This window comes from Kribbella monticola, assembly GCF_003261635.1.
Taxonomy (GTDB): domain Bacteria; phylum Actinomycetota; class Actinomycetes; order Propionibacteriales; family Kribbellaceae; genus Kribbella; species Kribbella monticola.
In genome coordinates this window covers 589,367-608,678 of sequence record NZ_QFXK01000030.1, presented here as the reverse complement: position 1 = coordinate 608,678, position 19,312 = coordinate 589,367, and the positions used below count along the sequence as shown (strand labels likewise).

Sequence of the window (19,312 nt, the reverse complement as noted above, 5' to 3'; positions counted from 1 at the left end):
GCCGTACGTACCGCGCCCCAGATCCGCCGTACGCGCTGCAGCTCCGTCTAGGTCCGGGGGCGCAGCGCGCGGCAGGCGACGACGAAGGCGCAGATCGCCAGCGGAACCTCGAGCAGAACGGCCTCGCCCAGGGACAGGGCATGGTCCACGCCGGCGGCCGAGGTGCTTACATCGAACCAAGCGTCGGCGAGCAAAAGCGTGCCGGTCGCGACCGCGGTCAGGGCGGCTCGAACGTCCTGCTTGCGCAGCAGGTACGCCGTCAGGCCCGCCGCCAGCGCGGTACCGCAGTCGAGGCCGATCCAGGTGAGCTTCCAGTTCTCGGCCTGGTACGTCGACGGCAGCGTGGCCGCGAGGATCAGGCACCAGGGCAGCAGTACTGCGGCGACTCCGGCGGCGACCAGTGCGGCGACGCCACCGGGGGAGCGGCGGGGACGGATCCGTCCGTCGAGCCGGCCCTCGGCCAGGTAGTCGTCGAGGGCCTCGGCGACCCGGTCGTCGATGGCATCGCCTAGCGGGTCGGGCAGTGTGCCGGCCTTGAGGAGTGAGCGGGCGGGGCGGGAAAGCGCGGTGGTCGTCATGGCTACGAGACTTCCGAATATCGACGCCTGGCACAGTGCGGCCAACCCACGAAGGCGACCGGGGGATAACCCCAGGTCGAATCGGTGGTTTCCCTCCTGCCGGCCGACCGCGCCGACCCCGTAGGTTGTTGCCTACGGCCACACACCTGGCGGCCACCGGACAGAGGAGGTGCCGCGCAATGGCGACGAGCGTCGCGAGTCCAGTTCCGCGCGCGCCTTGGCGGCTCTGGCGTTCGCCGTACCTGTGGCTGGCTACTGTGCACCTGCTCGGCGATGCCGTCGCGGTCCTGGTCGTCGGTCTGCTGGTCCTGCTGATGCTGATCGTGGCTGTGCTCGCGTTGCCGCTGGCCTACCTCGGCATTCCGCTGACTGTCGGTGCGACCAGGCTGGTGTACGCCGCCGGCGGGTGGGAGCGCGCCAGGGCGGCGATCACTCGTGACCAGGTGATTCCGCCGCTGATGCCGCCGGCTCGCACGGGTTCGGCGGCCAAGGATGCCCGGGCAGCGCTGGCCGACCGTGCCCTGTGGCGGCAGTTCGGCTACTTCGTTCTGCTGTTCGGCATGGCTTGTGTCGGCGTCCCGGCGATCGTGCTGGCCTGGTCCGTGCCGCCGGTGCTGATCGCGTTGCCGTTCTACTACTCGGGCTGGGCGGCGGGACGGTCCCAGCTCGGACCGTTCGAGATCGACAGCGTCACCAAGGCCGGCGTGGTCGGCGCGCTGGCGCTCCTCTTTCTGCTGTTCGTGTCACCGCTGCTGATCCGGGGGCTGTCCGCGGCCGACGGCGTCCTGGCCCGTAACCTGCTGGGCGCCTCGGCGACCGGTGCGCTGGTCAAGCGGGTCGATCAGCTCGTGGAGAGCCGGCAACAGGTGGTCGACTCCGTCGAGGCCGAGCGGCGCCGGATGGAGCGCGATCTGCACGACGGCGCCCAGCAACGACTGGTGTCGCTGGCGATGACGCTCGGCCGCGCCCGCAGCCGGCTGGGCACGTCGAACCCGGGCGTGCTGGAGCTGATCGAACAAGCACATGCCGAGGCGATGCAGGCGATCACCGAGTTGCGGGATCTCACCCGCGGACTGCATCCGCCGGTGCTGACCGACCGAGGGCTGGATGCGGCCATCTCCGCGGTGGCGGCTCGGGCGCCGTTCCCGGTCCGCGTCGACATCCGGGTCCCGGTCAGGCCGTCGCTGACGATCGAGTCGATCGTGTACTTCGTCGTCACCGAGTCACTCACCAACATCGCGAAACATGCCCAGGCGGCTCGGGCCGCGATCCAGATCATCCGGGTGGGCGACCGCCTTCGGCTGGTGGTGACCGACGACGGCCGAGGTGGCGCCGATCCGGATCGGGGCACCGGCCTGCAGGGCCTGATCGATCGCGTTTCCGGCGTGGACGGGGATTTCTCGGTGGTCAGCCCGATCGGCGGGCCGACCGTGGTGACGGTGGAGGTGCCATGCGGGTAGTGATCGCGGAGGACTCGGTGCTGCTGCGCGAGGGGATCGTCCGCCTGCTCGAGGAGCAGGAGTGCGAAGTGGTGGCCGCCGTCGGCGACGCCGACCAACTCCTCAAAGCAGTGGACGAACACCAGCCGGACGTCTGCGTCGTCGATGTCCGGATGCCGCCGAGCTTCACCGACGAGGGGTTGCGTGCCGCACTGGTGATCCGGCAACGGTCGCCGCAGATCGGGGTGCTCGTGCTCTCGCAGTACGTCGAAGAGCGGTATGCGAGCGAGCTGATCGGCAACAATCCCGGTGGTGTGGGTTACCTGCTCAAGGACCGGGTCGGGGACGTCGACCAGTTCATCGACGGCCTGCGGCGGGTCGCCGAGGGCGGGGCCGCGCTCGACCCGGAGGTGATCTCGCAGCTCCTGGTCCGGTCTCGCAGAGCCGACCCGCTGGCAGTGCTCAGTCCCCGCGAGCAGGACGTACTGCGGGCGATGGCCGAAGGGCGCTCCAACACGGGGATCGCGAAGGCGCTGGTGGTCGGCGAAGGGGCGGTCGAGAAGCACATCAGCAACATCTTCGCGAAGCTCGGCCTGGCCGCGGCCGACGGCGAACACCGCCGGGTCCTGGCTGTGCTCAAGTTCCTGGAGTCCTGATGACCAATGCTCAGCGGAAGATGCTCGTGCTCGGGCTGATCCCGGTCCTCGCCCTGGTGCTCGGCGGCGCGGCCGTCACGGTATCGGTCATTCGCGGCAAGCTGGACTTCAACTACGCGACGACCTATGACAAGCCGGTCGACGCGGTGACCATCACGGCGAACATGGTGGTCGCTGTCGCTCCCAGCACCGACGGCAAGGTCCACATCGCGCTGACCGGGACGTACACGGCCGCCCAGCCGACGATCGCCGTACGGAAGCCGGAGCCGGGGTCGCAGGAGTTGGAGATCGGAGCGGACTGCCCAGCCACCGGTTGCCACCTCTTCCTTGCCATCGAGTTGCCGAGCGCAACCCGGCTGTCCGTCAGCGCCTCTGGAACGTCGGTCGAACTGCGTCAGCTGACGGGTGCCATCCAGGTCACTGCCGACAACGGGTCGGTGAACGGGATACGGCTGCGCAGCGACTCCGTTTCGGTCGCCGCACAGAGCGGCTCGGTGGACCTCGGGTTCGACCGGGCGCCGACGAATGTCGAGGTGACCAGCAGCAACGGGTCCATCCAGGTGCTGTTGCCCCGCACCACGACGTACGCAATCGACGCCGCCGCTGACCGCGGCTCCACCCAGCTCAATGTGAACAACGACCTGAGCTCGCCCAACCGGCTGCACCTTCGCAGCAGCAACGGAAGTATCACCGTCGACTCCAACTGACCGCTGGTCAGATGATTGCCCAGAGCAACGAGGCCATGCCGAAGCCGACCAGGGACAGGACGGTTTCCAGGACCGACCAGGTCAGCAGGGTTTCCTTGACAGTCATGTTGAAGTACTTCGCGACGATCCAGAAACCGCCGTCGTTCACGTGGCTGAGGATGATCGAGCCGGCACAGATGGCGGCGGCGATCAGCGCCAGGTGAGCCTGTGAATAGTGATCGGCAGTGAGCAACGGGCCGACGATCCCGCCGGTGGTGACGATCGCGACGGTCGCCGAACCTTGCGCGATCCGCAGACCGCAGGAAATCACGTAGGCGAGCAGCAGAACGGGGAGGCCCGCACTCGACAGGCTCTTGGCCAATGCCGCACCGACGCCGGTGGCCGAGATGACCGCGCCGAAGAACGCGCCCGCGCCGACGACCAGCAGGATCATGCCGACCGGCTTCAGCGAGTTGCCCGACAGTTCGCTGAACTCGGCGTTGGTCATCCCACGGCGTACGCCGAGCAGGTAGTAGGCCAGCAGGACGGCGAGCAGCAGCGCGACGGCCGGGTTGCCGAGGAAGGTCAGCACGCTCAGCAGATCGCGGTGCGGATCGAGAATCAGCGTGCCGAAGGTCGCGCCGAGGATCAGCACCAGCGGCAGCAGGATCACCGCGAGTACCAAGCCGAGGGACGGTTCCGGCTTGTCGGCATCGTCCTGGGTCTTCTCGGCGATGACGAACTCGTCCGGCACGGAGACCGGAACGCGCGGTGCGATGTAGAGCGGCCAGAGAACACCGGCCACCGCGAAGGCGGGTAGTCCGCAGACGAGTCCGATGATGATCAGCCAGCCCATGTCCACGTGCAGCAACCCGGCGACCGCCGTCGGGCCGGGGTGCGGCGGCAGGAACGCGTGCGTCATCGAGAGACCCGCGAGCACCGGCAGCGCGTAGAGCACGAGCGACTTGCCGCCCCGCTTCGCTGCGACGTACACGAGTGGCGCGAGCACGAAGATGCCGATGTCGAAGAAGACCGGGATGCCGAAGATCAGGCCGACCAGGCCCATCGCGACCGGCGTACCCTTCGGGCCGAAGAGCCGCAGCAGGCGACGGCTGAGCACGTCCGCGCCGCCGGACCGCTCCAGCAGGGCACCGAGCACGGTGCCCAGGCCGATGATCACGGCGATGTGGCCGAGAATGCCGCCGAAACCCTTCTCCAGCACGGAATCACTCGACTTGAGTGCGGTTCCGACGATCTGCCGGACGTGCAGGCCGGCCGCCAGCGCCAGGAACAGGCCGGTGGCGAGCAGCGAGATGAACGGTTCGAGCTTGACCTTGATGATCAGGAACAACAGCAGCGCGATGGCCACCAGGCACAGCAGCAACAAGCCTGCCGTGTCGTGGTGCAGCCAGTCGATGGCACCGGACATGGGGACACTCCAAGGGCTAGCAGGGGCGGGGGCAAGTCAGCAAGGAGGCAGCGGGAAACTACAGGCAGCGCGGGGAACTAGAGGGCGGCGCAGAAGGTGGTGGCCTTCGCGGTGATGTCCGACCAGCGGGCGGCCTCCACATCGGCGGGGGACACCACGTCCGTACCGGCGCTGACCGCGAGCGCACCGGCATCGAGGAACTGCCGGGCGTTCCCGGCGTTCACCCCGCCGGACGGAACCAGCGGTACGCCGGGGAACGGGCCGCCGAGGTCCTTCAGGTATTTCGGCCCCAGCTGATGCGCTGGGAAGATCTTGACTGCGTCGGAGCCCAGGGCCAGCGCCGTCATCACCTCGGACGGCGTGAACGCACCGAGCACGACAGGGATGCCCGCGGCGTGCCCGGTCGCCACGATCGCCGACGCCTCCAGCCCTTGACCGGGCGTCACGATGAACTGGGCGCCCGATTCGACCGCCTGCTTGGCCTGCGCAGCTGTCTGTACGGTCCCGGCACCCACCACTGCGCCCGTCTCGGCCGCGGTCGACGCCGCTCGTTCCAGATGCCGGGGCAGCTCCGGTGTGGTGAAGGTCAGCTCGATCACATGGATGCCGCCGGCAACCAATGCGGCGCAGAGGTCGCGCGCGTCGTCGATCGCCGGTGCCCGGACGACGCTCAGTACGCGGTCTTGGCGCAGCAGGTCCAGAGTGCTCATCAGTTTCCTTCGCTAGGGGTACGGCGGATCGCGCGGCCGGGCAGTTCGTCGGTACGGCGTCCGTCGGCGATGACGGGGACACCGTTGACCAGGACCCAGGGGATGCCCTCGGCCTGCTGGCGTGGGTTGTCGAAGGTCGCGGCGTCGCGGACGGCAAGAGGATCGAAGAGGACGAGATCGGCGTGGTACCCCACCCGGACCAGTCCTCGATCGGCGAGCCGCAGCCGGCGGGCGGGACGCCCGGTCAGATGGTGAATGCAGTCGGCCAGCTCGAGAACGCCCAGCTCACGGACGTAGTACGCGAGGTACCGCGGGAACGTCCCCCACGCGCGTGGATGCGGTTTGCCGCCGACCAGGATGCCGTCCGAACCGCCTGTATGGGTCGGATGCTGCATGATCGCCTGCACGTTCTCCTCGTGGCCGACGTGCTGCAGGATCGTGGTCGCGAGGTTGTCCCTGATCAGCAGGTCGAAGAACACCCAGGACGGCGGCTTGTCGATGCCGGCCGCGATCTCGGCGATCGTGTTGCCGACGGCACCGGTCAGGGTCGGGTTCTTGACCCCGCCGATCTCGATCGTGTTCCAGTCGGTCACGCAGCCGTGGCATCCATCGGTCCCGACCTGCTCCAACTCGAAGGTGATCCGCTCGCGGTCCACCGGGTCGGCGAGCCGCGCCAGCAACGCGTCCGGGCCGCCCTCGGCGGTCCAGCTCGGAAGGATCGCGGCCAGAGTGGTTGCCCCGGGCAAGTAAGGATAGGTGTCGGTGGTGATGTCGACGCCGTCGGCCAGCCCCGCGTCGATCAACGCGAGGAGGTCGCCGCCACGGCCCCGGTTCGGCTCGAAGTTCATCGTCGCGTGGGTGAGATGCAGTGCGCAGCCTGCTTCCCGGGCGACGTCGATCATTTCGCCGTACGCCTCCAGCGCGCCCTTGCCGTACGAGCGCTGGTGCGGGCTGTAGTAGCCGCCGTACGACGCGACCACGCGGCAGAGCTCCACCAGTTCGGCGGTGTCGGCGAACATCCCCGGCGTGTAGGTGAGGCCGCTGCTCATCCCGGCGGCACCCTCCTCCAGGCCGACAGCCAAGAGCCGCTTCATCTCGTCGAGCTCGGCGCGGGTGGCCGGGCGGTTCGCCGTACCGACGACCATCATCCGCAGCGTGCCCTGCGGGACCAGGTACGCCGCGTTGCAGGCGATGCCCTGGTCGAGTCGGTCCAGGTAGCCGGCGACCGTGGACCAGGAGAAGTCGAAGTCGTCGGGTTCGCCGTTCCAGCCGGCGATCTGGCGACGGACGGCGGCCCGGGTCGGATCGTCGATCGGGGCGAACGACAGGCCGTCCTGGCCGAGCACCTCCAAGGTGACGCCCTGGCTGACCTTGGCCAGATGGTCCGGGTTCGCGAGGATCTGCAGGTCGGAGTGCGCGTGCATGTCGATGAAGCCGGGCGATAGCGCCAGGCCGTCGGCGTCGATGGTTCTTGCCGCGGCGGGAAGGTCGTTGCCGACGGCTACGATCCGGCCGGCGTCGATCGCGACGTCCGCGCGGACACCGGGCGCGCCCGTGCCGTCGTACACCGTCGCGCCGCAGATCAGCAGGTCGGTCATCAGGCCCTCACGATCGATCGGTCGGAGCTCAGGTCGGGGTTCCGGTCGGAGTTCAGGTCGGGGTTCAGGTCGGAGTTCAGAAGAAGGTGCGGATCAGATCGACGACTACGGGGTCGTCGGCGTCCGGGTCGTCGATGACCGGGATCAGGCCCCACTTGTCGAACGCCGTACAGGGGTGGGACAGGCCCACTCGCAGTTCGTCGCCGATCTGCAGGGCGTCCGTGCCGAAGGTGAGGAACCCGTGCTGGTCGTTCATCTTGGTGACGGTCATTCCCTCGACCCGGCGGACCGCGTCGCCCGGCGTACGGGGACGAAGGAGCTGCGGCTCGGGCAGGTTCTCGTCGAAGGGCAGGTCGCGCTTGCCGGCGTCGAAGATCGCCAACCCTGGTTCGGGTTGCGAGGTGATCCTGATCCAGCCGTGCATCGCCGGGACCAGCCGGTCGCCGTCGGTCCGCGGCGCTTCTCCGAGCGGAGAGATCTCGCGGTAGTACCCGTCATCGTGCGCGATGTATGCCCCCGAACGGATCACCACGCGGGCACCGGTCGAGGTGAGCGGGCCGAGTACCTGAGCCACCTGCTCGAAGTACGCGCTTCCGCCCGCGCTGACCACCGGCACCAGGCCGTCGTCGTACCGGCCGTCCTCCTGCAAGCGGGTGTGGACGGAGGCGAGGTCCCGTAGGTAGGAGCGGACGTGTTCGAGCCCAGCCTCGTCGGCGCCGTGAGCGATCGCGCCCTCGTACCCGGCGACGCCGGCCAGCCGGAGGGTTGGCGCAGCCTCGATCGCAGCGGCGACTTCAAGCGCTGTCTCGGCACCTCGTGCCCCAGTACGACCGCCGATGCCCCCGACCTCGACCAGTACGTCGAGCCGGCGCGCGCCCGCTTCGACGTACGCCGACCGGGCCGCCTCCATGATCTCGACGGTGCGGACCGAGTCGGCCCAGACCATCACCTCGAACCCCTGGTCAGCGGCGAGTTCGTCGGCGATCCAGCGCAACTGCAGCGGGGAGATCATGGCGTTGGCGATCATCACCCGGCTGACTCCGAAGGCCCGGGCGACGCTGAGCTGGAAGGCGTTGGCGAACGTCATACCCCATGCGCCGGCCTCGAGCTGGGTCGCCCAGAGCGCAGGGGACATCGTGGTCTTGCCGTGCGGAGCGATCTCGACTCCGTGCGCTGCGCACCAGCGGGCCATCGTGTCGACGTTGTGCCGCAGGCCAGGCGCGGACAGAGTGAGCAGGGGAGTCGGCAGGTCGGACAGCCGCGGTTTGCCGGCCAGTATTTCGGCGACGGTCCGGCCCCAGAACGCCGGCGGCAGTGCTTTGTCCCGCCAGCTCACCGGCTTGTCGGCCAGCGCTGCGACGGCTGCGGCATCGTACGAAGCGGACATTGCTTCCCTCGGATCGGTGATGCAAAGTGCGGGTTGCGCATGTTGCAACGATCGTTGCGCATTCTGACGTACCGGTTGTAGCATCGCGGGGGAACTCCCGTCAACGACAGCTGCCCGAGAGGACTGGCCGATGGTCGAGGTGGTACCTCGGGCGATCTGCGTCGGCGAAGCGATGATCATGCTCGCCGCCGACACCGGCGCCCCGCTGGAGGATGTCGAGACGTTCCGGCGTTCCGTCGGTGGTGCCGAGTGCAATGTCGCCGGCGGCCTGGCGGCGCTCGGTATCCCGACCGGCTGGGTCTCACGGATCGGAGCCGACGGCTTCGGTCGTCACGTGCTGCGTGACCTGCAGTCCCGTGGTGTCGACGTTGGTGGAGTCGAGGACGACCCAGTGCGGCCTACTGGGCTCTATGTGAAGCACAGCATCGCCGGTCGCACCCGGATGCACTACTACCGTTCCGGCTCGGCTGCCGCCGCAATGGATCCGGCCTTCCTCGACCGACCGGCTGTGCACAACCGGCTGGTCGGTGCGGAGCTCGTGCACACCACTGGGATCACTGCGGCCATCTCCACGACAGCGGCCGAGATGCTGGACCGATTGGCTGTACTGCGGGACTCGCTCGGTTTCACGCTGAGCGTCGACCTGAACTGGCGTCCGGCGCTGTGGCGCGACACTGATCCGGCACCGCTGTGGCGGTTGCTGCGTGCTGCTGATGTGGTGCTGATCGGTGCGGACGAGGCGATGCTCTTCGCTGACACGAGCGACCCTGCTGAGCTTCGGCGGCTGCTCGGTCCGCGGTCGACGCTCGTGGTGAAGTCCGACGCGCACGCAGCGCTCGCGCTGGAGCCGAGCGGCCGTAGTACTGAGGTTCCTGCGCTGAGGGTCGACGTGGTGGAGCCGGTGGGAGCAGGGGACGCTTTCGCCGCTGGGTTCCTGGCCGGCACGTTGCAGGGGTTGCCGATGGAGCAGAGGCTTCGACTGGGTCACCTGAGCGCGGCGGCGGTCCTTGCGGTGCCGGACGATCACGCTGCGCCACCGGGGTCCGTAGTACGGGATGCTTTGCTGCACTGCTCCGATGAGGAGTGGGTGCGTACTGAGGTAGGTGCTGCAGGCATCAGTTCGCCGGCGTTGGTGGGAGGGGGCGTATGAGTCAGAGCCTGGCCAGAGCGCTGCAGATCCTGGTGAGCCTCGGTGAAGGCGACCGATCCCTCGACGAGCTGGCGACCGAGCTGGACGTGCACAAGACCACCGTGCTGCGGCTGCTGCGCACGATGGAGGTCGAGCGCTTCGTACGCCGCGACGGGGCCCACCGGTATCGACTGGGCTCGCGCCTGTTTTCCTTGGCGGATACGGCACGCGAGCAACACGTCGTACGGGCTGTTGCTGCACCGCATCTGCGTCGGCTGAACCAGAAGACGGGTCAGACGGTGCACCTGGCGGCGTACGAGAACGGGCAGGTCATCTACATCGACAAGCTCGACAGCGTGCAGTCGGTCCGCATGTACTCGCAGGTCGGCGTACCAGCGGCACTGCACTGTACGGCGGTCGGCAAGGTGCTCCTGGCGGCTCAGCCGAAGCGGCAGCGGGAGGCGTTGCTGACCACGATCGAGTACCGGCAGTTCACCCCGAACACGATCACCGACCCGGACGCGCTGCGCGACGAACTCGACCTCGTCCGGGAACAGGGCTGGGCACACGACCGGGCCGAACACGAGTCGTTCATCAACTGCATCGGGGCACCGATCAAGGAACGCTCCGGCCGGGTGGTCGGGGCCGTCTCCGTGTCGGTGCCGGACGTTCTGCTCAACTACGAGCAGGTACTGGAACTGCTGCCGGACCTGCTCGCCACGACGGCCGCGATCGCCGCCGACTACAACTGACAACTCACCTGAGAAAGGCTGTATCCAGATGTCTTCCAAGACCGTCATCTCCACGCCCGACGCCCCCGCGCCGATGCCCGTGTTCTCCCAAGGGGTGCGCAAGGGCGGCATCCTGCAGGTGTCCGGCCAGGGCTCGGTCGACCCGGCCAGCGGCGAGTTCGTCTTCGAAGGCGACGTGAAGGCGCAGACCACCCGCGTGCTGCAGAACATCGAGGCCATCCTGAAGGCCGGCGGCGCCACCTTCGACGATGTCGTGATGCTCCGCGTCTACCTCACCACCCGCGAGCACTTCGCCCCGATGAACGAGGCCTACGCCGAATTCGTCGGCGCCCGCACCCCCAGCGGCGTCCTCCCCTCCCGCACTACCGTCTTCACCGGCCTCCCCCTCGAACAAATGCTGGTAGAAATCGACGCCCTCGCCGCGCTCGACTAGTGCCATCCGCACCTGGTGCTACCGGATAGCACCAGGTGCCACAGGCGGGTAGGATGGATGTCATGAGTGCCCAGTCCGAGATCACCCAACGCGACCTGCGGTTGCGGTCCAAAGAGATCATGGACGCCGTGCAGAGTGGCGAGTCCTTCACCGTCACCCGGGACGGCCACCGGATCGGTGAGTTGATCCCGCTGCGCCGTCGGCGCCGCTTTGTTCCCCGCGGTGAGTTTGCCGCGATGTCGCGGACCGCTCCGGACATCGATCTGGACAGCTTCCGTGCCGACCAGGAAGCCCTCGTCGACTCCGAACTCGACGATCCCTATGCCCGTTGAGTTTCAGCAAGGCCTGCTCGACACGAACATCATGATCCTGCGCAGGTGGATAGATCCTGCCGAACTGCCCGCGGAGATGGCGATCTCGGCCATCACCCTGGCGGAGCTGTCGGCGGGCCCACATCAGGTACGAGCCGGTCAGACCGGCTACGAGGAACATGCTGAGCGGGCGCGCCGGATGGACGTCCTTCAGCGGGCCGAGAACGAGTTCGATCCGATCCCGTTCGACGCCGAAGCGGCGAGGATGTACGGCCGAATCTGTGCGGCAGTGATGGCCGTCGGCCGGACGCCTCGGCGGCGCGCGGCCGATCTGATGATCGCCAGCATCGCCGTGGCAGAAGAACTTCCCTTGTTCACCACGAATCCGGACGACTTCCGCGGTCTCGAGGGCCTCCTCACTGTCGTGCCGGTCACGCGGCCGCGATCGGCGGACAGTTGAGCGTCCCGTGAGATCACCTGTCCTGCTGGGTGGTTGAAGGTGGGATCATGGGCGGGATGGGTGAGTCCCCGGGGTTGTTGAGGATTGCTCCTGCTGTTTATTTGCCGGCGTTGTTGTACGGCATCGGGCAAGGGGCGATTGCGCCGGTGGTGGCGTTGTCGGCGCGGGATCTCGGGGCCGCGGTGGCGACCGCGGGGTTGGTGGTGGCCGCCGCTGGGTTGGGGCAGGTGGTCGGGGATATCCCGGCCGGAGCGCTGACGACCCGGATCGGGGAGCGGCGGGCGATGCTCGGCGCGACCGGGCTGGTGTCGGTGGCGCTGGTTGCGTGCCTGGTGGTGCCGAACGTCTGGGGCCTTGCGCTCGCGATCTTCACGACCGGTCTCGCGGGAGCCGTCTGGGGACTGGCGCGGCAGGCGTATCTGAGCGAGGCCGTGCCCATCCAGCTTCGGGCTCGGGCGTTGTCCACGCTCGGTGGCGTTCAGCGGATCGGGTCGTTCATCGGCCCGTTCCTCGGTGCCTTCGCGATGCGCTTCCTCGGCACCGACGGCGCCTATTGGGTCCACCTGGCCGGCGCGCTGCTGGCCTGCGTTGTCCTCCTCAGCCTTCCCGACATCGAGTCCGTACGCCGTGCGCGCACTGGCCGGCCGATCGTCGTACAGTCCACCCGCGCCGTCATCCGCGAGCACCTTCCCGTACTACGGACGCTCGGCGTCGGCGCACTTCTCGTCGGTGCCGTTCGCGCGTCCCGGCAAGTCGTGATCCCGCTCTGGGCGGAGCACATCGGTCTGGATCCGCAGACGACCAGCCTGATCTTCGGCGTCTCCGGCGCGGTCGACATGCTGCTGTTCTATCCAGCCGGCTCGGTGATGGACCGCTTCGGCCGCAAGTGGGTCGCCGTACCGTCGATGGCCGTCCTCGGTCTCGCGCACCTCCTGCTGCCGTTGACCCACTCGGCCGGAGCGTTGACTGCCGTCGCCTTGTTGATGGGCATCGGCAACGGGCTCGGCGCCGGCGTGATCATGACGCTCGGCGCAGACGCGTCCCCTCCGATCGGCCGAGCCCAGTTCCTCGGCGCCTTCCGCCTCTTCGCCGACACAGGCAACGGCGCCGGCCCACTCCTGATCGCGGCCGTCACCGCCTTGGCCGGCCTGGCACCCGCAGTACTGGTCATGGGGCTGACCGGCTGGGCGGCAGCAACAGCCATGAGCCGCTGGATCCCGCCTCATCCCGTCCGCCCCGACTGAGGCTGTGGAACCGATTTGGTGCGTGGGTCACCGGCGGTTACTCTGGAGGCTGCCAAAGACCGCTGGTCGTTGCTCCCGGAGCAACTGAAGGTCCCACAAGCTCGTGGGCGGCCCGCGTAGGTGACAAGTCAGTGGAAGTTTTTCACGCCCTTGCGCCTGCGCAGGGGCGTTTTCGATGTTGAGGGTCCTGGCCGGTGTGGCAAAGAAGCCCAACCCTGATTTACGCAGGGCGGAAGGAGACCCATGGCGAGGCCGGACAAGGCTGCCGACGTCGCAGAGCTCACTGAGAACTTCAAGAGCTCCGCCGGCGCCGTGCTGACCGAGTACCGCGGACTCACCGTGGCGCAGTTGCGGCAGTTGCGCACTACGCTCGGTGACGACGTGAACTACGCCGTGGTGAAGAACACGCTGACCAAGATCGCGGCCAAGGACGCGGGAGTGGAGTCGTTCGACTCGCTGCTGCAGGGTCCGTCGGCCATCGCCTTCATCAAGGGCGACCCGGTGGTCGCGGCCAAGGGGCTGCGTGACTTCGCCAAGGCCAATCCCCTTCTCGTCATCAAGGGTGGTGTGCTGGATGGCAAGGCACTCAACTCTGACGAGATCAACAAGCTCGCTGACCTGGAGTCGCGTGAGGTCCTCCTCTCGAAGCTCGCAGGTGCGATGAAGGCGGCTCCGCAGCAAGCGGTGTCGCTGTTCGCTGCTCCGCTCGCGCAGGCTGCCCGCCTGTTCGCGGCGCTGCAGGACAAGCTGCCGGCCGAGGACGCCCCCGTGGCGGACGAGGCTCCGGCTGCCGAGGCCGTGCAGGACGCACCGGCCGACGCACCTGCCGAGGAGACGAGCACCGAGGAGACCGCGTCAGCCGACAGCTGACCCGTTCACTTCACGCAGGACCCCATTCAGTAATCACCTAGCTACACGTTAAGGAAGGACCGCCAAAATGGCGAAGCTCAGCACCGAAGAGCTGCTCGGTCAGTTCAAGGACCTCACCCTGCTCGAGCTCTCTGAGTTCGTGAAGGCCTTCGAGGAGGAGTTCGGCGTGACCGCCGCTGCTCCCGTCGCGGTTGCCGCGGCCCCGGCCGCCGGCGGCGGCGCTGTCGAAGAGGTCGCGGAGCAGGACGAGTTCGACGTCGTCCTGGAGTCGGCCGGCGACAAGAAGATCCAGGTCATCAAGGAGGTGCGCGGTCTCACGAGCCTCGGCCTGAAGGAGGCCAAGGACCTCGTCGAGGGTGCGCCGAAGGCCATCCTGGAGAAGGTCGACAAGGCTGCCGCGGAGAAGGCCAAGGAGGCCCTCGAGGGCGCCGGCGCCACCGTCACCCTGAAGTGACCCGTGCGGCCCAGCCGCACTCGTAGTACCTGAGAAGGGCGGTCCCGCAAGGGGCCGCCCTTCGCTGCGTGCAAAGCCAAGTTCAGGCGCGAACAGCCGTACGCCGGACGAGTCGCAGCAGCCATTGGCGTCCAGGTGCACCTATATATCTGTGCGCTCCTTCTGCGATCAGCACGGTGAAGCCGATCCAGCCGACGGCGAGCAGCGCGTTGGGCAGGGAGCCGGCATGGACCGGCCCGAATCCTTGGATCACAACGGTCTTCAAAAGGAACATGGCGTAGCCGAGCACCCCGAGGCGGACCAGCACAGGGCCGGCCAGCACCGCCGAGACGCGAGTGCGGGTGAGCACGCTGAGAATCAACAGTCCGAGCGGAACCGACCAGAGCACGCTGTACCGCACTGCACTGCTGGAGCCGAACAACAGCACCACGGCGACCGCATAAACGACTACAGCCACCTGCACGAAGTACGCCGTACGCCGGCTCAGCCGGAACCCGTTGGTTGCCGCGCCGGCCAGCACCATCCCCAGCACCAGGTCGGGGATCCACACGAGTGGGTTGCGGTAGAGCCAGTCGTCGGAGCCAGTGCCCAGCCGTAGTGCCAGCACGACGAGTTGCACGACCAGCGCGCAGACCGCGGCCCTGGCCGGGTCGGCAGCGACGATTCGGGTCAGCGCGGGATACACGGCGTACAGGACGAGCGTGGTACCGACGTACCAGCTCTGTGGGCCGAAAACGGATCGGGCCCACTCGCCGCCGTTCAGCTTGCTCAGCACGAGCACCCCTGCGCCGATCACTACGAACAGAGGTCCTAGTCGAGCGATCCTGGCAACCGCATAGCGGCCCAGTGAACGCCCAGGGCTCAGCGTCGGGTAGTTGTAAAAGAGAACGAAGCCGGACAGCAGGAAGAAGAACGGCACGCCCAGCGAGCCCGCGGCGACCAAGTGATGCAGCGATGGGGGAGCGGTCCGCCAGACGCCTACCTGGGAGGCCACGACGCCGAGCGCGGCGAGCCCGCGTAACCCTGTCAGCGCGAGGATCTCGGGCTGCGGGTGACGTAGTACCGCGCCCTGTTCTTGCGATGTGAGTCCTGTCACGCCGACACCTCGGACGGCGTACGCTCCGTGACCAGTTGCCGAGTGGTGTGCCGCTGGACGACCCGCAGTACTGCCCGCCGAGCCGGTACTTCGACCAGCCGGTGCGCGCCTTCCCCGACCAGCAGGCAGAGCCCGACGATGACGGCCACCGACGCGTACGTGGCCCAGCCGGACGGATTGGTCAGCAGGTCGAACCGGTCCTTCCCGAGATACGGCAGCAACGGCCGGTGGGTCAGGTAGACGGCGTAACTCGCAGTACCGAGTGCGACCAGTGCACGGGTGGAGAAGAACCGCGAAAGCCAGGCGTCAGGCGCTGCCGCGAGTGACAGCAGCAGTACTGCGAACGGCACCGTCCACATCGCCCCATAGAACGCGGGCAGCTCCCAGTCGGCGTGGCCCGGCCCCAACGCTGCGACGACGAACACGACGGCAACGCACGCGGCCTGCAGCCAGCCGGCGATCCGCGTTCGGAGCCGGAGACCACGCAGTAACAGGAAGGCGAGCGACAGCCCGACGACGAACTCGGACAACCGCGGCAACGGATTCCGGTAGAGCCAGCGATGCCCGGATGAGGGGTCCTCCACCGACAGATGCGCCCAGCCCTCCGCGGTGAACAGCACGACCAAAAGCACCTGTACTGCGAACGCGAACGCGATCACGCCGACCAGTCCAGGGGCACCGAATCGCTTGGAAACAAGGGCGATCACCGGGATCAGCAGCGGGAAGAGCGCGTACAGGAACACCTCGACGCAGATCGACCAGCCCGGCGGGTTGTAGCTCGCCTGGCCGATCACGTAGTCACCCGACCAGGTCTGGATCGCCAGGAGGTGACGCCACAGCGCCTCCTGCGGTACGCCGCGAGCCGCTCGCTGCACGACAAGGAAGAGCAGCACTGCCCAGTACAGCGGCATCACCCGGGCGATCCGGGCCAGGTAGAACCGCCAGAGCCGGGTGCCGGACAACACCGTCAACGACGAGTAGTTCCACCCGAGCACCAGCCCGGACAGCATGAAGAACAGCGGTACGCCGATGTAGCCCGAGGCGGCCAGATTGCGCAGCGGCTCCGGGGCGGTCGCCGGTAACCCGATGTGATGGACGACCACGGCCAGGGCCGCCGCGGCCCGGACCCCGGTCAGCGCTAAGATCTCCGAGCGCGGATGCGGGAGCTGGTCACCGTGCTGCGGTGAGGCGATGCCTTGCGGCAGAGCGTCAGGCGAGCGCGGCCGCAGGCGGTTCAACCAAGTAGCTGGCCGCGGCACTGTTCCTCCGGCAATTCGGGCTCTTCGCCACCTCGAAGGGCAGACGCGCAGGACTGTACCCGACCGGGCTGGTCCAGACCGGTGGCCGGGCCGGACGCGCCGTAACCGGCCGGACAGAGCGTGATCAGAGCGTGACTCATCGGTCACCGACACTTGACATCCGGGGGTTACGTATTAAGTGACTCGTGCGTAACCTAGGGCACCGCGCCCTCGTTGGACCGTCGAAAGCGTCGTCGGTCGGGGCAGAGATGTATCCCGTTGAGGAGGACCGGTGGGCGTAGAAGTCCGCGTCGAAGGGCTGACCAAGTCCTTCGGAAGTCAGCTCATCTGGGGCGACGTGTCCCTGACGCTGCCTGCCGGCGAGATCTGCGTGATGCTCGGCCCTTCCGGTACCGGGAAGTCCGTTTTCCTCAAGACGCTGATCGGTCTGCTCAAGCCGGACAAGGGCCACGTCTTCATCGAGGGCACCGACATCGCCACCTGCAGCGAGCGGGACCTGTACGAGATCCGCCGGCTGTTCGGGGTGCTGTTCCAGGACGGCGCGATGTTCGGCTCGATGAACCTGTACGACAACGTCGCCTTCCCGCTCCGCGAGCACACCAAGAAGTCCGAGTCCGACATCCGCTCCATCGTGATGGAGAAGATGGAGATGGTCGGCCTGGTCGGCGCGGAGAAGAAGCTGCCCGGTGAGATCTCCGGCGGGATGCGCAAGCGGGCCGGGCTGGCCCGCGCGCTGGTCCTCGACCCGCAGATCCTGCTCGTCGACGAGCCCGACTCCGGCCTCGACCCGGTCCGCACCTCGTTCCTGAACCAGGTGATGATCGACCTGAACGAGGCCTTCGGCGCCACCTTCCTGATCGTCACCCACGACGTGAACACCGCGCGCACGGTGCCGGACAACATCGGGATGCTCTACCACAAGCACCTGGCGATGTTCGGGCCGCGCGAGATGCTGCTGTCCAGCGAGGAGCCGGTGGTCCGGCAGTTCCTGAACGCGCAGATGATCGGCCCGATCGGCATGTCCGAGGAGAAGGACGCCGAGGAACTCGCCGCCGAGGCCGACCAGGAATTGCCGCCGCTGCCGCCGATCCCGCTCCAGCAGTTGCCGAGCAGCGGGATGCTCCGGCCGACGCAGCGCCCGCCGGGTCAATGGTGTGAGGAGAACGGTGTGACTCCGCCGCCCGGATCCTTCGCGACCGCGACCGTGGGGGCCACGTGACCGTCAGCGCCACCGCCCCGCTGAAGCATGCCGGCAACCTCTTCGCCTTCGCGCTCGACACCGCCCGGGCCTCGGTCCGTCGCCCGTTCCAGCTGCGCGAGTTCCTGCAGCAGGCCTGGTTCGTCGCCAGCGTGACGATCATCCCGACCGCGCTGGTCGCGATCCCGTTCGGTGCGGTGATCGCGCTGCAGGTCGGCGGGCTGATCAAGCAGTTCGGCGCCCAGGCGTTCACCGGCTCGGCCGCCGTACTGGCCGTGGTGCGGGAGGCTTCGCCGATCGCGACCGCGCTGCTGATCGCGGGTGCGGGCGGCTCGGCGATCTGCGCCGATCTGGGTTCGCGCAAGATCCGCGAGGAGCTCGACGCGATGATGGTGCTCGGGATCGACCCGATCCAGCGCCTCGTCGTACCGCGGGTGCTGGCCACCATGCTGGTCGCGTTCTTCCTCAACGGCTTCGTCAGCGTGGTCGGCGTGATGGGCGGCTACGTCTTCAACGTGGTCCTCCAAGACGGTACGCCGGGTAGCTACATCGCCTCGTTCACTGCGCTCGCACACCTTCCCGATCTGTGGCAGGGCCAGGCCAAGGCGCTCGTGTTCGGGTTTCTCGCCGCGGTCGTTGCCTCGTACAAGGGGATGAACGCGGGCGGTGGCCCGAAGGGTGTCGGTGACGCCGTGAACCAGTCGGTCGTCATCACCTTCATGCTGCTGTTCGTCGCGAACTTCTCGATGACCGCGATCTACTTCCAGCTCGTTCCGCCGAAGGGGGCCTGACATGTCGGCCCTGGACTACCTGGTCAAGAAACCGCTGAACTCGCTCGACCACCTCGGTGAGCAGCTCGCGTTCTACATCAAGGCGCTGGCCTGGTCGGGCAAGTCGGTCACCCGGTACCGCCGCGAGATCCTCCGCCTGCTGGCCGAGGTGACGCTCGGCACCGGCGCGCTCGCGGTCATCGGCGGCACGGTCGGCGTGATCACCTTCCTGGCCTTTTTCACCGGCACCGAGGTCGGCCTGCAGGGCTACTCGGCGCTGAACCAGATCGGTACGTCGGCCTTCGCCGGCTTCGTGTCGGCGTACATCAACACCCGCGAGATCGGCCCGCTGATCGCCGGGATCGCGCTCGCCGCGACCGTTGGCTGCGGCTTCACCGCCCAGCTCGGCGCGATGCGGATCAGCGAGGAGATCGACGCGCTCGAGGTGATGGCGATCCCGTCGCTGCCGTTCCTGGTCACCACCCGGATCATCGCCGGCCTGGTCGCCGTCATTCCCCTGTACGTCGTGGGGTTGCTCGCCTCGTACTTCGCCACCCGGTTGACCGTGACCACGTTCTACGGGCAGAGCACCGGGACGTACGACCACTACTTCCATCTGTTCCTGCCACCCGGCGACGTGCTCTGGTCCTTCGGGAAGGTGCTGGTCTTCGCCGTCCTGGTGATCCTGGTGCACTGCTACCACGGCTACCACGCGATCGGCGGCCCCGCGGGCGTCGGTGTCGCCGTGGGCCGCGCGGTACGGACGTCCATCGTCGTCATCAACGTGGTCGACCTGCTGCTGTCGATGGCGATCTGGGGTACGACGACCACGGTCAGGCTGGCGGGGTAGCGC

21 protein-coding genes are annotated in these 19,312 nt (G+C 67.8%); 14 read left to right on the top strand and 7 right to left on the bottom strand.

Annotated features, from left to right (window positions below):
- Positions 1–47: 47 nt before the first annotated feature.
- Positions 48–578 (bottom strand): hypothetical protein, encoded by a 531-nt coding sequence (locus DIZ26_RS19290; RefSeq protein WP_112243295.1) that lies wholly within the window; start codon positions 576–578, stop codon positions 48–50.
- 179 nt (positions 579–757) lie between these two features.
- On the opposite strand from DIZ26_RS19290, the gene DIZ26_RS19285 reads away from it, so the two are divergent.
- The 3 genes from DIZ26_RS19285 to DIZ26_RS19275 are packed head-to-tail and all read left to right on the top strand — an operon-like array spanning position 758 to position 3,380.
- Positions 758–2,038 (top strand): sensor histidine kinase, encoded by a 1,281-nt coding sequence (locus tag DIZ26_RS19285; RefSeq protein ID WP_112243293.1) that lies wholly within the window; start codon positions 758–760, stop codon positions 2,036–2,038.
- Complete coding sequence (locus DIZ26_RS19280; RefSeq protein WP_112243291.1) at positions 2,029–2,673, top strand: response regulator transcription factor; 645 nt, start codon at positions 2,029–2,031, stop codon at positions 2,671–2,673. The genes DIZ26_RS19285 and DIZ26_RS19280 overlap by 10 nt, the downstream gene beginning before the upstream one ends.
- Entirely contained in the window at positions 2,673–3,380 is a 708-nt protein-coding gene (locus DIZ26_RS19275; protein WP_112243289.1) for a DUF4097 family beta strand repeat-containing protein, read from the top strand. The genes DIZ26_RS19280 and DIZ26_RS19275 overlap by 1 nt, the downstream gene beginning before the upstream one ends.
- A 7-nt stretch (positions 3,381–3,387) precedes the next feature.
- Here DIZ26_RS19275 and DIZ26_RS19270 read toward each other — a convergent pair whose 3' ends face one another.
- The 4 genes from DIZ26_RS19270 to DIZ26_RS19255 all read right to left on the bottom strand — a co-directional run bounded on the left by DIZ26_RS19270 (position 3,388) and on the right by DIZ26_RS19255 (position 8,483).
- The gene (locus DIZ26_RS19270) at positions 3,388–4,788 is read right to left on the bottom strand and encodes a GntP family permease (protein ID WP_112243287.1); all 1,401 of its coding nucleotides are present in this window, start codon (positions 4,786–4,788) and stop codon (positions 3,388–3,390) included.
- A 77-nt stretch (positions 4,789–4,865) separates the two neighbouring features.
- On the bottom strand, positions 4,866–5,498 hold the full coding sequence (locus DIZ26_RS19265; RefSeq protein WP_112243285.1) for a bifunctional 4-hydroxy-2-oxoglutarate aldolase/2-dehydro-3-deoxy-phosphogluconate aldolase: 633 nt from the start codon (positions 5,496–5,498) through the stop codon (positions 4,866–4,868).
- Positions 5,498–7,096 carry an N-acyl-D-amino-acid deacylase family protein gene (locus DIZ26_RS19260; RefSeq protein ID WP_112243283.1) on the bottom strand — a complete coding sequence of 533 codons (1,599 nt, stop codon included), beginning with the start codon at positions 7,094–7,096 and terminating at the stop codon, positions 5,498–5,500. The genes DIZ26_RS19265 and DIZ26_RS19260 overlap by 1 nt, the downstream gene beginning before the upstream one ends.
- A gap of 76 nt (positions 7,097–7,172) precedes the next feature.
- On the bottom strand, positions 7,173–8,483 hold the full coding sequence (locus DIZ26_RS19255; RefSeq protein ID WP_112243281.1) for a type III PLP-dependent enzyme domain-containing protein: 1,311 nt from the start codon (positions 8,481–8,483) through the stop codon (positions 7,173–7,175).
- 130 nt (positions 8,484–8,613) lie between these two features.
- On the opposite strand from DIZ26_RS19255, the gene DIZ26_RS19250 reads away from it, so the two are divergent.
- From DIZ26_RS19250 to rplL, 8 genes are all read left to right on the top strand, one after another.
- Complete coding sequence (locus DIZ26_RS19250) at positions 8,614–9,633, top strand: sugar kinase (protein WP_112243279.1); 1,020 nt, start codon at positions 8,614–8,616, stop codon at positions 9,631–9,633.
- On the top strand, positions 9,630–10,364 hold the full coding sequence (locus tag DIZ26_RS19245; protein WP_112243277.1) for an IclR family transcriptional regulator: 735 nt from the start codon (positions 9,630–9,632) through the stop codon (positions 10,362–10,364). The genes DIZ26_RS19250 and DIZ26_RS19245 overlap by 4 nt, the downstream gene beginning before the upstream one ends.
- Before the next feature lie 28 nt (positions 10,365–10,392).
- Positions 10,393–10,797, top strand: coding sequence for a RidA family protein (locus DIZ26_RS19240; protein WP_112243275.1), 405 nt, complete (start codon positions 10,393–10,395; stop codon positions 10,795–10,797).
- Between the two features lie 62 nt (positions 10,798–10,859).
- Positions 10,860–11,129 carry a type II toxin-antitoxin system Phd/YefM family antitoxin gene (locus DIZ26_RS19235; RefSeq protein ID WP_198676155.1) on the top strand — a complete coding sequence of 90 codons (270 nt, stop codon included), beginning with the start codon at positions 10,860–10,862 and terminating at the stop codon, positions 11,127–11,129.
- On the top strand, positions 11,119–11,568 hold the full coding sequence (locus tag DIZ26_RS19230; protein ID WP_112243271.1) for a type II toxin-antitoxin system VapC family toxin: 450 nt from the start codon (positions 11,119–11,121) through the stop codon (positions 11,566–11,568). The genes DIZ26_RS19235 and DIZ26_RS19230 overlap by 11 nt, the downstream gene beginning before the upstream one ends.
- A gap of 56 nt (positions 11,569–11,624) precedes the next feature.
- A complete protein-coding gene (locus DIZ26_RS19225; protein ID WP_232828442.1) occupies positions 11,625–12,812 on the top strand; it encodes an MFS transporter in 1,188 nt (395 codons plus the stop codon).
- A 243-nt stretch (positions 12,813–13,055) separates the two neighbouring features.
- Positions 13,056–13,682: a 50S ribosomal protein L10 gene (gene rplJ, locus DIZ26_RS19220; RefSeq protein ID WP_112243267.1), complete on the top strand. Its 627-nt coding sequence runs from the start codon at positions 13,056–13,058 to the stop codon at positions 13,680–13,682.
- Between the two features lie 67 nt (positions 13,683–13,749).
- Positions 13,750–14,136 carry a 50S ribosomal protein L7/L12 gene (rplL, locus tag DIZ26_RS19215; RefSeq protein WP_112243265.1) on the top strand — a complete coding sequence of 129 codons (387 nt, stop codon included), beginning with the start codon at positions 13,750–13,752 and terminating at the stop codon, positions 14,134–14,136.
- Between the two features lie 82 nt (positions 14,137–14,218).
- Here the strand turns inward: rplL and DIZ26_RS19210 are convergent, their stop codons facing one another.
- Positions 14,219–15,232, bottom strand: a complete 1,014-nt coding sequence (locus DIZ26_RS19210) for an acyltransferase family protein (RefSeq protein WP_112243263.1) — start codon at positions 15,230–15,232, stop codon at positions 14,219–14,221.
- Positions 15,229–16,470, bottom strand: a complete 1,242-nt coding sequence (locus DIZ26_RS19205) for an acyltransferase family protein (protein ID WP_157979758.1) — start codon at positions 16,468–16,470, stop codon at positions 15,229–15,231. The genes DIZ26_RS19210 and DIZ26_RS19205 overlap by 4 nt, the downstream gene beginning before the upstream one ends.
- A gap of 292 nt (positions 16,471–16,762) precedes the next feature.
- Here DIZ26_RS19205 and DIZ26_RS19200 point away from each other — a divergent pair, with 292 nt between their 5' ends.
- The 3 genes from DIZ26_RS19200 to DIZ26_RS19190 are packed head-to-tail and all read left to right on the top strand — an operon-like array spanning position 16,763 to position 19,309.
- Entirely contained in the window at positions 16,763–17,710 is a 948-nt protein-coding gene (locus DIZ26_RS19200; RefSeq protein ID WP_112243259.1) for an ABC transporter ATP-binding protein, read from the top strand.
- Positions 17,707–18,480, top strand: coding sequence for an MlaE family ABC transporter permease (locus tag DIZ26_RS19195; protein ID WP_112243257.1), 774 nt, complete (start codon positions 17,707–17,709; stop codon positions 18,478–18,480). The genes DIZ26_RS19200 and DIZ26_RS19195 overlap by 4 nt, the downstream gene beginning before the upstream one ends.
- 1 nt (position 18,481) lies before the next feature.
- On the top strand, positions 18,482–19,309 hold the full coding sequence (locus tag DIZ26_RS19190) for an MlaE family ABC transporter permease (RefSeq protein ID WP_112243255.1): 828 nt from the start codon (positions 18,482–18,484) through the stop codon (positions 19,307–19,309).
- Positions 19,310–19,312: the final 3 nt, after the last annotated feature.

Excerpts from the sequence above, each read along its gene's own strand:
- DIZ26_RS19255 (WP_112243281.1), bottom strand. The coding sequence starts at position 8,483 with ATGTCCGCTTCGTACGATGCCGCAGCCGTCGCAGCGCTGGCCGACAAG.
- DIZ26_RS19260 (WP_112243283.1), bottom strand. The coding sequence starts at position 7,096 with ATGACCGACCTGCTGATCTGCGGCGCGACGGTGTACGACGGCACGGGC.
- DIZ26_RS19235 (WP_198676155.1), top strand. The coding sequence starts at position 10,860 with ATGAGTGCCCAGTCCGAGATCACCCAACGCGACCTGCGGTTGCGGTCC.
- DIZ26_RS19230 (WP_112243271.1), top strand. The coding sequence starts at position 11,119 with ATGCCCGTTGAGTTTCAGCAAGGCCTGCTCGACACGAACATCATGATC.
- rplL (WP_112243265.1), top strand. The coding sequence starts at position 13,750 with ATGGCGAAGCTCAGCACCGAAGAGCTGCTCGGTCAGTTCAAGGACCTC.
- DIZ26_RS19265 (WP_112243285.1), bottom strand. The coding sequence starts at position 5,498 with ATGAGCACTCTGGACCTGCTGCGCCAAGACCGCGTACTGAGCGTCGTC.
- DIZ26_RS19280 (WP_112243291.1), top strand. The coding sequence starts at position 2,029 with ATGCGGGTAGTGATCGCGGAGGACTCGGTGCTGCTGCGCGAGGGGATC.
- DIZ26_RS19270 (WP_112243287.1), bottom strand. The coding sequence starts at position 4,788 with ATGTCCGGTGCCATCGACTGGCTGCACCACGACACGGCAGGCTTGTTG.
- DIZ26_RS19190 (WP_112243255.1), top strand. The coding sequence starts at position 18,482 with ATGTCGGCCCTGGACTACCTGGTCAAGAAACCGCTGAACTCGCTCGAC.
- DIZ26_RS19225 (WP_232828442.1), top strand. The coding sequence starts at position 11,625 with ATGGGTGAGTCCCCGGGGTTGTTGAGGATTGCTCCTGCTGTTTATTTG.
- DIZ26_RS19285 (WP_112243293.1), top strand. The coding sequence starts at position 758 with ATGGCGACGAGCGTCGCGAGTCCAGTTCCGCGCGCGCCTTGGCGGCTC.
- DIZ26_RS19240 (WP_112243275.1), top strand. The coding sequence starts at position 10,393 with ATGTCTTCCAAGACCGTCATCTCCACGCCCGACGCCCCCGCGCCGATG.
- DIZ26_RS19250 (WP_112243279.1), top strand. The coding sequence starts at position 8,614 with ATGGTCGAGGTGGTACCTCGGGCGATCTGCGTCGGCGAAGCGATGATC.
- DIZ26_RS19275 (WP_112243289.1), top strand. The coding sequence starts at position 2,673 with ATGACCAATGCTCAGCGGAAGATGCTCGTGCTCGGGCTGATCCCGGTC.
- DIZ26_RS19245 (WP_112243277.1), top strand. The coding sequence starts at position 9,630 with ATGAGTCAGAGCCTGGCCAGAGCGCTGCAGATCCTGGTGAGCCTCGGT.
- DIZ26_RS19290 (WP_112243295.1), bottom strand. The coding sequence starts at position 578 with ATGACGACCACCGCGCTTTCCCGCCCCGCCCGCTCACTCCTCAAGGCC.
- rplJ (WP_112243267.1), top strand. The coding sequence starts at position 13,056 with ATGGCGAGGCCGGACAAGGCTGCCGACGTCGCAGAGCTCACTGAGAAC.